Raw genomic sequence first — 15,220 nt, 5'->3', positions numbered from 1 at the left:
GGGTCCAGCTTGCCTTCTTCGGCACGCTTGGTGAGGTCGACGGTGTACTTGTCCAGCGCCTGGCGTGACTCTTCGGCGTTGGCGTCATTCACCGCCGCGCCACCGCGCAGGTTGTTGATGGCATTTTCCAGGGCCTTTTTGCTGACACCCTGGCTGAGCAGCAACTTGCCCAGCTTGCTGTTCTCGTCCATGGCGGCCAGCAACACCAGCTCGCTGGAAATGAACTGGTCGCCCTTTTGCTGGGCCAGGCGGTCGGCCTGGTTGAGCAGGCGCGCCAGGTCCTGCGACATGTTCACGTCGCCGGTGGGGTTCTGGATTTTCGGCAGCTGGTCGAGTTCTTTCACCAGTGCCTGGCGCAGGCTATTGATATCGAAGCCCACTTGCATCAGCAGTGGCTTGATCGAGCCGCCCTGCTGTTCGAGCAATGCCTGCAACAGGTGCACGGGCTCGATGGCAGGGTGGTCCATGCCTACGGCCAGGGATTGGGCATCGGATATTGCAAGTTGCAGCTTGCTGGTCAAACGGTCTATTCGCATGGTGTACCTTCCTTTAAAGGGCAGGTCGGAGCGATGGACAGCGCCTGTTTATAAAGAAACCTGCCTGAGATGCCTTTATAGATAAGGCTGATTCTGGAAGATTCAAGCGTAGCGGGGTTGACCAGGATCAACGAGTTGGATTAGCGCTTGGGGCAGGCGGTGCCCATCTAGGCTAGAGCGGCTGCAACCACACAAGCGAAGCGAAGCGGCCACCCTGCGGCGTACGGCGGTAGGAGAAAAACCGCTCGTCACTGACCGTGCACCAGCCACCGCCATAAACAGCCGATATCCCACGGGCCGCCAGGCGAATGCGCGCCAATTCGTAGATGTCTGCCATCAGCTTGCCTGGCCGCTCGCCCTCGACAAAAGCCCGGGCCGCCTCAGGGTGCACGGCAGTAAAGGCATCGCGTACTTCCAGCCCCACTTCGAAGGCCTTGGGCCCGATCGCCGGCCCCAGCCACACCAGCACCTCCTGGGGCGCCAGCGCCAGGCGGTCGAGGGTGGCTTCCAGCACGCCACCCGCCAGCCCGCGCCAGCCCGCATGCGCCGCCGCCACGCGGGTGCCCGCACGGTCACAGAACAGTACAGGCAGGCAGTCGGCCGTCATCACGGTGCAGGCAATGCCGGGCTGGCTGGTGCAGCTGGCATCAGCCTCGGCTACCACGGCCGGGTTGGCATCCGCCACCTCCAGCCCATGCACCTGCTTGAGCCAGGCTGGCTGGATGGCGAACTGCTCGCGCAGGCGGCGACGGTTTTCGGCAACCGCGGCAGGGTCATCCCCCACATGGTCACCCAGGTTGAACGTGGCGTAGGGCGGCAGGCTCACACCGCCCTGACGGGTGGTGACACAGGCGCGTACCGAGGCCGGGGCCGGCCAGTCGGGAAACAGCAGCGTCCGCGCCAGGTCACTCATCCGATGAAGCTCTCACGGTCCTGGTTGAGCAGCGACAGCAACCACACGAAGTCGTCGGGCAGTGGCGACTCCCACTTCATGACTTCACCGGTGATCGGGTGGGCCAGGGCAAGGAACCGCGCGTGCAGCGCCTGGCGCGGGAAGCTTTTCACTGCCTCGACCATGGTTGGGCTGGCAGCCGGCGGAATGCGGAAGCGGCCACCGTAGGTCTGGTCACCGACCAGCGGAAAGCCCACATGGGCCATGTGCACGCGGATCTGGTGGGTGCGGCCGGTTTCCAGCTTGACCCGTACATGGGTGTGCGAGCGGAAGCGCTTGAGCACCCGGTAGTGGCTGACGGCTGGCTTGCCGCCGTCGGTGACCGCCATGCGCTGGCGCATGCCGCCGTGGCGACCGATCGGGGCGTCGATCTTGCCACCGGCGGTGACCACGCCGATGACGATGCACTCATAAATGCGGCTGACCTTGCGCGCCTGCATTTGCTCGACCAGCTTGGTCTGCGCCTGCAGGGTCTTGGCCACCACCATCAGCCCGGTGGTGTCCTTGTCCAGGCGGTGAACGATACCGGCGCGCGGTACGTTGACGATGTCTGGCACGTGGTGCAGCAGCGCATTGAGCAGGGTGCCGCTGGCGTGCCCGGCAGCCGGGTGCACGACCAGCCCGGCGGGCTTGTTGATGACCATGATGTGGTCGTCTTCGTAGACGATATCCAGTTCGATATCTTCTGCTACCCACTCACCCTGGGCTTCCTGTTCGGCCTGCAGGGCAAGCTGGGAGCCACCGTGAACGAGGTCGCGAGGGCGCACGACGGCACCATCGACCGTCAGGCGGCCCTCTTTGATCCACGAAGTTAGCCGCGAACGCGAGTACTCGGCGAACAATTGGGCGGCGACCTGGTCGAGGCGTTGGCCGCCCAATTCGGACGGGACCTCTGCGCTAAGTTGAATGATCTCGGACATGCTCGATTCGGCGGGCGCACAGCCTTTGGTTTCGGCTGCGAGCTTGTGGTTAAATACGGCTTCTTTTGTCCCGGGGTTGGCCGGGGCGCTCATCATAACAGGACGGCACCGCCCAAAACAGCGGCCGTCAAAGGGACGCAAGCCGCCATGCAAGTGAAACACCTGCTGCTGATCGCCATCCTTGGGCTCACCGCGGCCTGTTCCTCGAATAAGGAAGTCATCGACGAGAACCTCAGCGAGGCCGAGCTGTACCAGCAGGCCCAGGCTGATCTGGACAACTCCAGCTACACCAGCGCCGTGAACAAGCTCAAGGCCCTGGAGTCGCGCTACCCGTTCGGCCGTTATGCCGACCAGGCGCAGCTGGAGCTGATCTACGCCAACTACAAGAACGCCGAGCCCGAGGCGGCCAAATCGGCTGCCGAGCGCTTCATTCGCCTGCACCCGCAGCACCCGAACGTGGACTACGCCTACTACCTCAAGGGCCTGACCTCGTTCGACCAGGACCGTGGCCTGCTGGCGCGCTTCCTGCCGCTGGACATGACCAAGCGTGACCCGGGTGCTGCCCGCGACTCGTACAACGAGTTCGCCCAGCTGACCAGCCGCTTCCCCAACAGCCGCTACGCGCCCGATGCCAAGCAGCGCATGATCTACCTGCGCAACCTGCTGGCGTCGTACGAAATCCACGTGGCCGACTACTACCTGAGCCGCCAGGCTTACGTGGCTGCCGCCAACCGTGGCCGCTACGTGGTCGAGAACTTCCAGGAAACTCCTTCGGTCGGCGACGGCCTGGCGGTAATGGTCGAGTCGTACCAGAAGATGCACCTGGACGAACTGGCCGCCACCAGCCTGGAAACCCTCAAGCTCAACTACCCGGACCACCCAAGCCTGGTCGATGGCGAGTTCCAGCCCAAGCAGACCGAGTCTGACGGCCGCGGCTGGCTGTCCAAGGCCACCCTGGGCCTGATCGAGACCGACACGCCGCTGCCGCCGGGTGAAACCCGCGCCAACCAGGACGTGGTCAAGCAGTTCCAGGACGCGCGGGACGAGATGCCGCAAGAGCTGCTGCCAAAGGATGAAAACGGCGACCCGATCGTGCCCGAGGGCCCGAAAGAGGCCGAGAAAGACCGCTCCTGGTTCAGCTACATGACCTTTGGTCTGTTCGATTGACCGACCGCGGTAAATGAAAGGGAGGCCTTGGGCCAATACCCGTCAGTTAAGTAATTTGGGGCCGCTTTGCGCCCCTTCGCGGGCACGCCCGCTCCCACAGGGCATTGCGCATTTCTTGAGTTCAGCGCCAAACGTGTGGGAGCGGGCGTGCCCGCGAAGGGCTGCAAAGCAGCCCCAGTAACGCTTAACTGACTGGCATTAGGCCTTGGGCCTCCCTTTTTTGTCGGCTGCATCCTAGACTGTCGGCTTCTTCCATCAACAAGCTGGACACCATGGTTCGCCTACTTTTCTGGATCGCCCTGATCGCCGCCGCGTTCTGGCTGTGGCGCAAATTCAAAATCAGCCAGCAGTCGCGCCCCGAAGCCAAGCTCGATGCGCCACTGACGATGGTGCGCTGCGCCCATTGCGGCGTGCACCTGCCCAATGATCGGGCGCTGCAGCAGGGCAACGAGTGGTATTGCAGCCAGGCCCACCTGCAGCAAGGTCCTGGCCGCCAAGGCTGAACAAAGAGCCCTGTGGGAGCAGGTTTACCCGCACCCACAGGGTCTGCAGTCCATACACCTCTTCACATATCCCTCCCCGACCCTTTCACACCAAATACGACCCCTCCCCCTCCCCCAGCATTGACCCACCCCGGCAAAATTCGCTAAATCCTATTTATCCGCATAAATATGAAAAATAGCGAAATGCTCAAACCCAAACGCAAGCGCCAAAAGCTGTCGGATGTGATCGTCGAATCGGTCAAGCGCTCGATCGTCACCGAAGCGCTGCACCCCGGCGACCGCCTGCCCACCGAGCGTGAGCTGATGGAACACTTCGAATGCTCCAAGGGCACTGCCCGCGAGGCACTCAAGGCACTTGAGGTAGAAGGCCTGGTCAGCACCCGCACCGGCCCTGCCGGTGGTGCCTACCTGGCCGAGGTCGGCACCGAGCCCGCCAGCCGAGCGCTGCGCAACTACCTGCACTTTCAGCACCTGGACGGCGAGCAGGTGTACCAGCTGCGCAAAGTCATCGAGGTCGAGTTGGCAGTGTCGGTAATGGGTCAGCTGAGCGAAGCGGACTATGCCGCGCTTGAGGCCAACATCGATTTCTGCAGTGCGCCGGAAGACAGCGAAGAGGGCCAGCGCGAACAGCGCCTGGCGGAGCTGGAGTTCCACACCCTGCTGGCCCACCGCTGCCCCAACCCGTTGCTGCGCTTCATGGCGGTGTTCCTCAACGACCTGCTGCGCGACCTGGTGGTGCTGAAAAAAGCCTACCTGCCCAAGCGCCAGCAGTTCGCCGCAGCCAACATCGACTACCACAAACAACTGCTCAGCGCCCTGCGCGCCAGTGACGAGCCCAGCGTACGCCGGCTGATGCACGAGCACATGTGCGACGCCGAACACCACATGACCGCACTGGAGGGCGAGGTCGCCCGCCACTTCCTGCTGGAGTTCAACCACCACCACTGATCCGCCTGGAAAGAGGCCTGCTCACAGGCCCGGCCGTACCCGCTTTGTCATTGCCACTCCTGCCTAATAACCACAACCAAGGAGTTACCCATGCAAAGACGTACCCTGCTCAAGGCAGGCCTTGCCCTGGGTGCCTTCGGTAGCCTCCCCTTGGGAGCACACCGGGCATTCGCCGATCAACCGTTGACCTTCTATGGGCTCAAGTCCATGTCGGGTGCCTTCGCCAGCTACGGCAAGTACGCCGACATGGGCTCGCGCCTGGCCATCGCCGAATACCCGCAGTTGCTGGGGCGCCCGCTCAAGTACAAAGTCATCGACACCGAAGGCAACGCCGGCAAGGCCGTGCGCAAGGTACAGGAAGCCATTGGCCAGGATGGCGCCCGCTTCTTCCAGGGCTGCACCTTGTCGTCTTCGGCGCTGGCGGTTTCCAAGGAAATACACAAGGCCGGTGGCGTGTTCATGACCCCGGTGGGCGCCGACGAAATCACCGGCAAGGACTGCAACGCCTCGACCTTCCGCTGGTCGGTGCCGACCTACGGCGCCATCCGCGAAACCCTGGTGCCGATGATTCGCCAACTCCCGCAGGCCAAGCGCTGGTACACCATCACCCCGCAATACGTGTTCGGCGACGCGCTGCTGGACAACGCCCGCAAAGTATTCGCCGAGCAGGGCGTGGAACATATCGGCAACAGCTATCACTCGCTGCAAGAGCAGGAATTCTCGGGTTACCTCACCAATGCCATCGCGGCCAAACCCGACGTGCTGGTGCTGCTCAACTTCGGCAGCCAGGCCTCCAACGCGCTGCGCCAGGCGGTCAACTTCGGCATCAAGGACCGTATGAAAGTGCTGATGGTGTGGTCAGCCGGCCTCGACCAGTTCCAGGAACTGGGCAGTGACGTGCTCGAAGGCGTTTACCTGGGCGCGCAGTACTGGCACCAGGTGGATACGCCGCTGAACCAGCAACTGGTTGCCGCCACCCGCAAGGCCTACGGCATCAACCCCAACTACCCGCTGGCCGCCGACTACATCGGCACCAAGGTCATGCTCGAAGCCATCGTCAAGGCCGGCAGCCTGGACGGTGCCGCCGTCTCTGCAGCACTGCAGGGCATGCGTTTCCAGGGGCCGACCGGCGACGAGCTGATCCGCCCGGGCGACCACCAGGTGCTCAAGGATTACTACCTGCTGCGCGGCAAGCCCCAAGGGCAGATACGCGACGAAGACGACCTGGCCGAAGTCATCAGCTCGGGCCGCTCGTTCGTCGAGCCCGACCACACCGGTTGCGCCTTGGCCTGAAGCCGCGGCGTTAGTCACTCACACTCGTACAGGCAGCCGCGCCGCGCGCTGTCGAGGGCACGCTCATGCTCGATTTGTACCTGTTCCAACTGCTCAACGGCCTGGGCCTGGGGATGATCTACTTCCTCATCGCCGTAGGCCTGACGATCATTTTCGGCTTGCTCAACTTCGTCAACTTCGCCCATGGCGCGTTCTTTCTGCTTGGCGCCTACCTGTGCTACACCGCCGTGGCCATCACCGGCAGCTTCTGGCTGGCGCTGCTGATCGCGCCCTTGGTGGTGGCCGCCCTGGCCTGGGCGGTCGAGCGCCTGCTGATCAAACGCATCTATCACCTGCCACACACCTTCCAGATCCTCGTTACCCTTGGCATCGCCCTGATCATCCAGGAAGCCTCGGTGCTGATCTGGGGCCCGGTGGGCAAGAACATCGCCGTGCCGCCCGAGCTGCGCGGGGTGTTGATCCTGGGTGACTTCATCTACCCGTACTACCGCCTGTTCCTGATCGGTTTCGCCGCACTGATCGGCGTTGGCCTATGGCTGCTACTGGAGCGCACCCGCTTCGGCGCCCTGGTGCGGGCCGGCAGCGAGAGCACCGAAACCGTGTCGCTGCTGGGTACCAATATCTTCCGCCTGTTCTCCCTGACATTCGCCCTGGGCGTAGGCCTGGCCGGCGTGGCCGGTGTGCTGTTCGCGCCGCTGCGCGGGGCCCAGCCCTTCGTCGGCCCGGAAATCCTCGGCATCGCCTTCGTGGTGGTGGTGATCGGCGGCATGGGCTCGTTTGGCGGTGCGCTGGTCGGCGGCCTGTTGGTGGGTGTGGTGCAAAGCATGATGACCAGCCTGTGGCCACAAGGCGCCAGCCTGATGATCTACGGCGCCATGGCGGCGGTGATCCTGGTGCGTCCGTATGGCCTGTTCGGGAGAGCCTGAGATGAGTGAAAAAAACCCTTTGCCAGTCGCCAGGGGCCGTGCCCCGGCACTGCTGTTGCTGGTAGTCGCCAGCCTGGTGGCGCTGCCGTTGGTGCTGCCATCGGCCACCCTGGCCACTGAAATCCTGATCTTTGCCCTGGCCGCGCTGGCCTGCAACCTGTTGCTGGGCTACACCGGCCTGCTGTCGTTCGGCCAAGGCATCTTCTTTGGTGTGGGCGCCTATGGTGCGGCATTGCTGATGATCCACCTGCAGTGGGGCATGTTCGCTGCGCTGCTTGGCGCCGCTGTATTCGGCGCCTTCCTCGCGCTGCTGGTGGGCGCCCTGGCCATACGCCGCACGGGCATCTACTTCGTCATGCTGACCTTGGCCTTCAGCCAGATGGCCTACTTCCTGGCCTATACCCTCAGTGGCTGGACCGGCGGCGACAACGGCCTGCTCGACGTACCACGGCCGAACATCGAGATCGCCGGCCATGTGCTGGTCGACCTGGCCGACCCGCGGCACTTCTATGTGTTTGTCGCCGTGCTGTTCCTGCTGATCTTCGCCGGCGCCCTGCGGGTCATTCGCTCGCCGTTCGGCAGCACCCTGCTGGCCATCCGCGAGAACGAGACCCGCGCTGCCGCCATCGGCTATGACACCCGCCATTTCAAGATCCTGGTGTTCATGCTGTCGGGCGCCATCACCGGGATTGCCGGGGCGCTGTACGCCATGCTGCTGCATTTTGCGCCGCTGTCGAACATCGACCTGATGATGAGCGAGAACATTCTGATCATGACCATTGTCGGCGGTACCGGCTCGCTGTTCGGCTCGCTGCTGGGGGCCGGTGCCATCGTGCTGTTGGGCGATGTGCTGTCCGAACTGTGGCCACGCTGGCTGATGCTGCTGGGGGTGATCCTGATCCTGGTCGTGGTGTTCATGCGCGGTGGCCTGTGGGGCGGCCTGGCCGAACTGGCCAAGCGCCTGCTGGCTAGCCGTGCCTCCAACGACAAACCCCAGGCCAAGACCAAGGAGACCTTGTGATGAGCGACTACCTCCTGCAAACCTGCCAGCTGGAGCTGGCATACGGGCCGTTCAAGGCGGTCGCGGGCGTGGACCTCAACGTGCGCGCCGGCACCATTCATACCGTTATCGGGCCCAACGGCGCCGGCAAGACCAGCCTGTTCCACTGCCTGACCGGTGAGCGCCAGGCCACCGCGGGCAAGATCCTGTTCAATGGCCAGGACATCGTCCGCAAGCCGTCCCACGGCCGTGTGGCACTGGGCATGGCGCGTTCGTTTCAGCTCACCAGCCTGTTCCAGAACCTGTCGGTACGCGAGAACCTGCGCCTGGCGGCCCAGGGCCGCGATGGCCTGGGCGCGCTGAACTTCTGGCGTAGCGTCGAGCACAAGCGCAGCCACTGGGACACCGCCGACCAGGTACTGGAGCGCCTGCAGCTGACTGGCCGCGCCAACACCCTCGCCGGCGAGCTTTCGCACGGCCAGCAGCGGGTGCTGGAAGTGGGCATGTCCATCTGCGCCAAGCCTACCCTGCTGATGCTCGACGAACCCACCTCGGGCATGGGCATTGATGACATCCCGGTCATGACCGACCTGATCAGCGACCTGGGCCGTGACCATACCGTGCTGTTGATCGAGCACAACATGAGCATCGTCATGTCGATCAGCCAGCGCATCACGGTAATGAGCCACGGCCAGATCCTGGTCGAGGGTACCCCTGAACAGGTGCGCAACGACGAACGCGTGCGCACTGCCTACCTTGGTGAGGCCGCCTGATGCTCAACGTCGATTCGATCCATTCCTACTACGACAAGAGCCATGTGCTCGAAGGCGTCTCGCTCAAGGTCGAGGCTGGCGAACTAGTCACACTGCTTGGGCGCAACGGTGCCGGCAAGACCACCACCTTGCGCAGCATTCTTGGCATCGTTCGCCCTCGGCAGGGGCAGATCAGCTTCAACGGCCAACAGTTGGTCGGCCGCGAAATCTTCGACATTGCCCGGCTGGGCATTGCCCTGGTGCCAGAGCACCGCGGCATTTTCCGCCAGCTCAGTGTCGAGGAGAACCTGAAGATCGCCGTGCGCAAGACCAGCCGCTGGCAGCTGGAGGACGTGTACAGCATGTTTCCGCGGCTGAAGGAGCGGCGCCGTAACGGTGGCTTCGCGTTGTCCGGTGGCGAGCAGCAGATGCTGGCCATCGCCCGCGCCCTGCTCAACGGGCCCAAGCTGCTGATCCTTGATGAACCGACTGAAGGTCTGGCGCCGGTGATTGTCGACGAGCTGGTGAAGATTCTACGGCGCATCAAGGACGAAGGGCTGTCGATCCTGCTGGTGGAGCAGAACCTGATGGTCTGCGATGCCCTTGCAGACCGCCACTACGTGCTGGAGCAGGGTCGGGTTGCCTACCAGGGCAGTGCGGCGCAGTTCCGTGAGGACCCGAGTATCAAGAACCGCTATCTGGCCCTGAGTGCCTGACCCATACCTGCTTTTCTGTACCGGCCTCTTCTGAGGACTACGCAGGACCTGTGGGAGCGGGCAAGCCCGCGAAGAGGCCGGTACCAGCAACCCGATACTTTCAGGAGAGATGAACCATGAACACCCGCATCGATCCCCCGCAGCACCTGCTTGCCCAAGGCCCACTGGTCAGCCGCGAACGCCTCTGGCAATCGCTGATGGACCTGGCCCAACTCGGCGCCACCGCCAAGGGCGGTGTGTGCCGCCTGGCCCTGACCGACCTTGACCGCCAGGCCCGCGACCTGTTCGTACGCTGGTGCGAAGAAGCCGGCTGCACCGTCAGCGTCGACGCCATCGGCAACATCTTTGCCCGCCGCCCCGGTCGCAACCCGGCCCTGCCGCCGGTCATGACCGGCAGCCACATCGACACCCAGCCTACCGGTGGCAAGTTCGATGGCTGCTACGGGGTCATGGCCGGCCTGGAAGTCATGCGCACCCTCAACGACTTGAAGCTGACCACCGAAGCGCCGCTGGAGGTGGTGGTATGGACCAACGAAGAAGGCTCGCGCTTTCCACCGTGCATGATGGGCTCTGGGGTATTCGCCGGTAAGTTCGACCTGCAGCAGACCCTGGACAAGGTCGATGACCAGGGCCTGTCGGTGGGTGCCGAGCTGCAGCGCATCGGCTATGCCGGCCCGCGCGTACCTACCGGGCATGCCGTGGGTGCCTACTTCGAAGCGCATATCGAGCAAGGCCCGATACTGGAAGACCAGCGCACGACCATCGGCGTGGTCCAGGGCTGCCTGGGGCAGAAATGGTTCGACCTGGTGCTGACCGGTGTAGAAGCACATGCAGGCCCCACCCCCATGCACTTGCGCAAGGATGCGCTGGTCGGTGCCGCCGAGGTCGTGGCTGCGGTCAACCGTGTTGCCCACGCCCACCAGCCGCATGCCTGCGGCACGGTAGGCTGCCTGACCCTGCACCCGGGCTCGCGTAACGTCATCCCCGGCCAGGTGCACATGACCATCGACCTGCGCCACCTCGACCCTGGGCACCTCGCCGCCATGGTCAGTGAAGTGCGCACGGCCATCGAAACCAGCGCAACGGCACACGGCCTTGCCTGGCAGCTCACCCCGACGGCCGACTTCCCGCCGTTGTACTTCGCCGAGCAGTGCGTGGATGCCGTGCGCCAAGGGGCGCGTGCGCTGGGCCTGAGCCACATGGATATTGTCAGTGGTGCCGGCCACGATGCGATTTTCCTCGCCGAGCTGGGCCCGGCCGGGATGATATTCGTACCGTGCGAAGGCGGCATCAGCCACAACGAAATCGAAAATGCCGCGCCGCAGGACCTGGCCGATGGTTGCGACGTGTTGCTGCGCGCCATGTTCCAGGCCGCCAACCCAGGAGCCCGCTGAAATGCCCCAGAAAACCGCGATTGGCGAGTTCACCGCTGCCGAACTGCTCGAACTGTACCAGCGCCGCCAGTTGTCGCCTGTGGAGGTGGTCGACGATGTGCTGGCGCGCATCGACCAGCACAACCCGGCGGTCAACGCCTATTGCCACGTCGACGGCGAAGGCGCCCGCGCCGCTGCCCGGGCCAGCGAACAACGCTGGCAACGGGGCGAGCCTTGTGGCCGGCTCGATGGCCTACCCGCCTCGATCAAGGACCTGACCCTGACCCGTGGCATGCCTACCCGCAAAGGGTCCCGCACCACCTCCGCGGCCGGGCCATGGGAGGTCGATGCCCCGTTCAGCGCCTTCATGCGTGAGGCCGGTGCAGTCCTGGTGGGCAAGACCACTACCCCCGAGTTCGGCTGGAAGGGCGTAACAGACAACCCGCTGTACGGCATCACCCGTAACCCCTGGAACACACGGCTGACTGCCGGTGGCTCGTCGGGTGGTGCCGCCGCCGCTGCCGCATTGAACCTGGGCGTACTGCACCAGGGCAGCGATGCCGGGGGCTCTATCCGCATACCCTGCGCCTTTACCGGCACCTTCGGCATCAAGCCCACGTTTGGCTATGTGCCGCAATGGCCGGCCAGTGCCATGACCGTACTGTCGCACCTGGGGCCGATGACGCGCACGGTGGACGACGCGGTGCTGATGCTCGACTGTGTCGCCCGCCCCGATCCACGTGACGGGTTGGCCGGTGCGCCACGACAGGCTCCGTGGCTGGGCCAGCAGCAAGACCTGAACGGTCTGCGCATCGCCTACAGTGCCAATTTTGGTTACGTGCAGGTCGACCCGCAGATTGAGGCGCTGGTGGCGCAAGCGGTACAACGCCTGGCCCGGCTGGGCGCGCAGGTCGAAGAAGTGGACCCCGGCTTCAGCGACCCGCTGGAAACGTTCAATACCCTGTGGTTTGCCGGCGCAGCGCGGCTGGCCGGTGCGTTGAGCGATGAACAGCGAGCGCTGCTTGACCCTGGGCTGCGCTGGATTGCCGAACAGGGGGCACGCATCAGCCTGAGCCAGTACACCCAAGCACTGGAGGCTCGGGCGGAGTTGATTGCGAAGATGAACGCCTTCCACCAGCGCTATGACGTGCTGGTTTCGCCGATGCTGCCGCTGGTGGCGTTCGAGGCCGGGCACAACGTGCCGCCTGGGTCGGGGATGGCGCAATGGATGGAATGGACGCCGTTCAGCTACCCCTTCAACCTGACCCAACAACCAGCAGCATCAGTGCCTTGCGGGTTCACCCGCGAAGGCTTGCCGGTGGCGCTTCAGGTCGTGGCCGGGCGCTTTGCCGATGATCAGGTGCTGCGGGTGTGCAAGGTGTATGAGCAGCATTACCCGAGCCGGCATTTACAGGCGCCGATTACAGGCTGATAACCCTACTGGCCTTCCCTGCCTCATCGCAGGCAAGCCAGCTCCCACAGGTACCTCGCAGGCCTTGAGCCTTGTGCAATACCTGTACTGCCCTTGGGCCTTGTGTAATACCTGTACTGCCCTTGAGCCTTGTGCAATACCTGTGGGAGCTGGCTTGCCTGCGATAGGGCCGCACAGCGGCCCCAGCATTCTCAGCCCAAACGCCCCGCTGGGGCATAGGGCGCCGGGTCGATGATCGGTTCGGCACCGGTCAGCAAATCGGTAAACAGCTGGCACGAAGCCGGCGCCAGCACCAACCCGTTCCGGTAGTGCCCGCAGTTCAACCACAACCCCGCATGCCCCGGCACCGGCCCGATATACGGAATGCCCTCAGGCGACCCCGGCCGCAGCCCGGCCCAGTGCGCCACCACGGTGGCCCCTTCCAGCTCAGGCAACAACTCCACCGCCGAAGCCTTCAGGCTCTGCAGTGCATCCCCGGTCGGGGTCTTGTCATACCCGGCATGCTCAAGCGTACTGCCCACCAGAATGTGCCCATCACGCCGCGGGATCGCATAGCGCCCCTTGGCCAGGACCATGCTCGGCAGCAAGTCTTCGGCACATTTGAACAGAATCATCTGGCCCTTCACTGGCTCCACCGGCAGCGCCAGGCCAAGCGTAGCCAACAGGTCGCCACTCCAGGCGCCAGCACTGAGCACCACCTCATCCGCCGCCAGCACACCGTCGGCCGTCTGCACCCCGGTCACACGCCCGCCTTGCTGGGCGAAACCGGTGATCTGGCAGTGCTCGCGCAAAGTCACGTTCGGCATTGCCAGCAACGCCGCCTTCAGCGATTTCACCAGGCGCGGGTTGCGCACATTGGCCACGCCCGCCATGTAGATGGCGCGCTTGAAACCCGGGCCCAGTACCGGCACCGCGTCATAGGCTGCCGAGATATCCACCGCACTCAAAGGCCGCTGTTCGCGCTCGGCCCAGGCCAGCGCTTGAGCTTCGTCATCCAGGTCCAGCCAGTACAGGCCAGTGGTGTGCACTTCGGGGTCGACACCGGTGCTGGCGAACAAGCGTTCGCCCAACTGCGGATAAAAGTCCTGTGACCAGTGCGCCAGGGCAGTCACTGCCGGGCTGTAGCGCCACGGGTACAGCGGCGAAACGATGCCGCCACCGGCCCACGACGACTCACGGCCGACCTCGCCCTGATCGCACACCACCACATGGCCGACCTTGGCCGCCAGGTTGAACGCCGTCAACAGGCCGATCACCCCGCCGCCAACCACCACTACTCGCTTGCTCATCTGTCGATCCAACACCTGAAGTAAAACCGCGATGCGCCGGGCACCATTCAACCTTCAGCTCCCCCAGCAGTGCGCGCTGTGCTCAACGGCACCCGGGTTGCGCTGCACCCCTGCCTGGTCCAGCTGGAAGTCGCCACAGCCATCCTGCGCCATCAGCCCATGGGGCAAGCGCTGGGCGCGCAGCGTGAAGGTGTCGCTGTCGCGTTGCGCCTGCAGGCTGTAATGGCGGGTGCCGCCGGGCAGCGCCGGGTCGCCCTCGGCGTATTGGCCGGTGCGTACGCGGTGGCGCTCCAGGCGCAGGGCGGCATCGTGCAGCAGGCCAACCACTTCGCTGCGCGCGGCTCGCCGAAGCTGGTCGCTGTAACTGGGGTAGGCAATGGCTGCCAGAATGCCGGTCACGGCCAGGACAATCAACAACTCCATCAGGCTCAAACCTTGCTGCATGTCAGTCTCCTCTCAGTCTCTGTCGCCAGGTGATGCGCTGGACTGTGCCGTCGGCTGCGGCGTAGACCGCCTCCAGTACATGCCTGGATTGGCTTCGCTTGCTGACGGCAGTAATGCGCAACAGGGTGACCGCCTGCCCTTCGGGCACGTGGGCAGCACGCTGGCTGATGCCCAGGTTCTGTAGCTGGAAATAGCCGGTTGGGGTGGCTTGCCACTGGCCAGCCAGGTCGTGTGGCTGTGGTGGCGGCAGGCAGGCATTGCACGAGGGCGGCGGCGGGCCCTGTTCCAGCTTGCGCACCCCGGCCTGCAAGGCGGCCTCGGCCTCTTCCAGTGCGTGCAGGCCATCGCTCAGGTAACCATTCATACGCGTTTCGACCAGCGCGTCGCGCAGCGCCGATGCGGCCAGCAGGCCGAGCAGCAGGCTCAGGACCAAGGCCAACAGCAGCACCACACCCCGCTGGCGGCTCATAAAGCCGGTACCGGGTTGCGCAATGCCACGCTCAACGCGTAGTGCTGCTCAAGTTGCAGTGTGGGCTCATACAAGGTCAGCTGAATATCCACCCGCTCACCGGCAACCTGCACGATGCGCAGCTCCCGCACATGCTCGACCAGCGGCTGATTGTTGCCCCGACGCTTGAAGTACAGCCTGCCGCCGCTGTGCGCATAATGGTGATGGCTGATGGGCACCGCCATCTGTGTGGCGCTAGCCTGTGCCCGGCGGCTCAGCACCTTGACCTCGTCGATACAGTTGGTCAGCAAGGTCCAGTCCGGGTCGCCGGTATGCCCTGGCAACTCGGCGACCATCAGGCTGAAGCTGGACGGCCCCAGCTCCATTGGCCGGGCGAAGCCAGGCGGCACAGCTTGGGCCGGAAAGTCGCCAGGTTTCAGGCGCAAACAGCCAAACATGCCCGCCATGCGAATATCCTGGGCCATGCGCAGCAGCGCCTGGCGCGCCTCCCCTTGCATGCG

The 15,220-nt window shown here is 64.3% G+C and carries 17 protein-coding genes; 10 read left to right on the top strand and 7 right to left on the bottom strand.

Features of this window, described 5'->3' with window-relative positions:
- From APH30_RS20385 to rluD, 3 genes are all read right to left on the bottom strand, one after another.
- The coding region (locus tag APH30_RS20385; RefSeq protein ID WP_305728795.1) for a Clp protease N-terminal domain-containing protein at positions 1-536 on the bottom strand (536 nt) is incomplete at its 3' end.
- A 172-nt stretch (positions 537-708) separates the two neighbouring features.
- Positions 709-1,449 (bottom strand): peptidoglycan editing factor PgeF, encoded by a 741-nt coding sequence (pgeF, locus tag APH30_RS20380; RefSeq protein WP_054913587.1) that lies wholly within the window; start codon positions 1,447-1,449, stop codon positions 709-711.
- Positions 1,446-2,408 carry a 23S rRNA pseudouridine(1911/1915/1917) synthase RluD gene (gene rluD / locus APH30_RS20375; protein WP_009683007.1) on the bottom strand — a complete coding sequence of 321 codons (963 nt, stop codon included), beginning with the start codon at positions 2,406-2,408 and terminating at the stop codon, positions 1,446-1,448. The genes pgeF and rluD overlap by 4 nt, the downstream gene beginning before the upstream one ends.
- Before the next feature lie 147 nt (positions 2,409-2,555).
- On the opposite strand from rluD, the gene APH30_RS20370 reads away from it, so the two are divergent.
- From APH30_RS20370 to APH30_RS20325, 10 genes are all read left to right on the top strand, one after another.
- Positions 2,556-3,575 carry an outer membrane protein assembly factor BamD gene (locus APH30_RS20370; protein WP_009683008.1) on the top strand — a complete coding sequence of 340 codons (1,020 nt, stop codon included), beginning with the start codon at positions 2,556-2,558 and terminating at the stop codon, positions 3,573-3,575.
- Between the two features lie 272 nt (positions 3,576-3,847).
- Positions 3,848-4,078, top strand: coding sequence for a PP0621 family protein (locus APH30_RS20365; RefSeq protein WP_029887329.1), 231 nt, complete (start codon positions 3,848-3,850; stop codon positions 4,076-4,078).
- A gap of 183 nt (positions 4,079-4,261) precedes the next feature.
- On the top strand, positions 4,262-5,026 hold the full coding sequence (locus APH30_RS20360; RefSeq protein ID WP_029887330.1) for a FadR/GntR family transcriptional regulator: 765 nt from the start codon (positions 4,262-4,264) through the stop codon (positions 5,024-5,026).
- Positions 5,027-5,116: 90 nt separating this feature from the next.
- A complete protein-coding gene (locus APH30_RS20355) occupies positions 5,117-6,319 on the top strand; it encodes an ABC transporter substrate-binding protein (RefSeq protein ID WP_054913586.1) in 1,203 nt (400 codons plus the stop codon).
- A gap of 65 nt (positions 6,320-6,384) precedes the next feature.
- The gene (locus APH30_RS20350) at positions 6,385-7,245 is read left to right on the top strand and encodes a branched-chain amino acid ABC transporter permease (RefSeq protein ID WP_029887332.1); all 861 of its coding nucleotides are present in this window, start codon (positions 6,385-6,387) and stop codon (positions 7,243-7,245) included.
- Between the two features lies 1 nt (position 7,246).
- Positions 7,247-8,266: a branched-chain amino acid ABC transporter permease gene (locus APH30_RS20345; RefSeq protein WP_054913585.1), complete on the top strand. Its 1,020-nt coding sequence runs from the start codon at positions 7,247-7,249 to the stop codon at positions 8,264-8,266.
- A complete protein-coding gene (locus APH30_RS20340; protein WP_054913584.1) occupies positions 8,266-9,018 on the top strand; it encodes an ABC transporter ATP-binding protein in 753 nt (250 codons plus the stop codon). Before APH30_RS20345 ends, APH30_RS20340 begins: the two co-directional genes overlap by 1 nt.
- Positions 9,018-9,713, top strand: coding sequence for an ABC transporter ATP-binding protein (locus APH30_RS20335; protein WP_009683015.1), 696 nt, complete (start codon positions 9,018-9,020; stop codon positions 9,711-9,713). The genes APH30_RS20340 and APH30_RS20335 overlap by 1 nt, the downstream gene beginning before the upstream one ends.
- 116 nt (positions 9,714-9,829) lie before the next feature.
- Positions 9,830-11,107, top strand: coding sequence for a Zn-dependent hydrolase (locus tag APH30_RS20330; protein ID WP_054913583.1), 1,278 nt, complete (start codon positions 9,830-9,832; stop codon positions 11,105-11,107).
- A 1-nt stretch (position 11,108) separates the two neighbouring features.
- Positions 11,109-12,518 carry an amidase gene (locus APH30_RS20325; protein WP_054913582.1) on the top strand — a complete coding sequence of 470 codons (1,410 nt, stop codon included), beginning with the start codon at positions 11,109-11,111 and terminating at the stop codon, positions 12,516-12,518.
- Between the two features lie 191 nt (positions 12,519-12,709).
- On the opposite strand, the gene thiO is transcribed toward APH30_RS20325, so the two are convergent.
- From thiO to APH30_RS29165, 4 genes are all read right to left on the bottom strand, one after another.
- On the bottom strand, positions 12,710-13,807 hold the full coding sequence (gene thiO, locus APH30_RS20320) for a glycine oxidase ThiO (protein ID WP_054913581.1): 1,098 nt from the start codon (positions 13,805-13,807) through the stop codon (positions 12,710-12,712).
- Positions 13,808-13,861: 54 nt separating this feature from the next.
- The gene (locus tag APH30_RS20315; protein WP_054913580.1) at positions 13,862-14,251 is read right to left on the bottom strand and encodes a type IV pilin protein; all 390 of its coding nucleotides are present in this window, start codon (positions 14,249-14,251) and stop codon (positions 13,862-13,864) included.
- A gap of 1 nt (position 14,252) precedes the next feature.
- Complete coding sequence (locus APH30_RS20310; protein ID WP_054913579.1) at positions 14,253-14,720, bottom strand: hypothetical protein; 468 nt, start codon at positions 14,718-14,720, stop codon at positions 14,253-14,255.
- Positions 14,717-15,220 (bottom strand): hypothetical protein (locus tag APH30_RS29165; protein ID WP_054913578.1); only part of this gene is annotated, 504 nt, incomplete at its 5' end. The genes APH30_RS20310 and APH30_RS29165, both read right to left, overlap by 4 nt.

Source organism: Pseudomonas sp. NBRC 111127 (genome assembly GCF_001320345.1).
Classification (GTDB): Bacteria; Pseudomonadota; Gammaproteobacteria; order Pseudomonadales; family Pseudomonadaceae; genus Aquipseudomonas; species Aquipseudomonas juntendi.
Note: the sequence above shows the minus strand (reverse complement) of the source record. Positions and strands in the feature narration are given on the sequence as shown.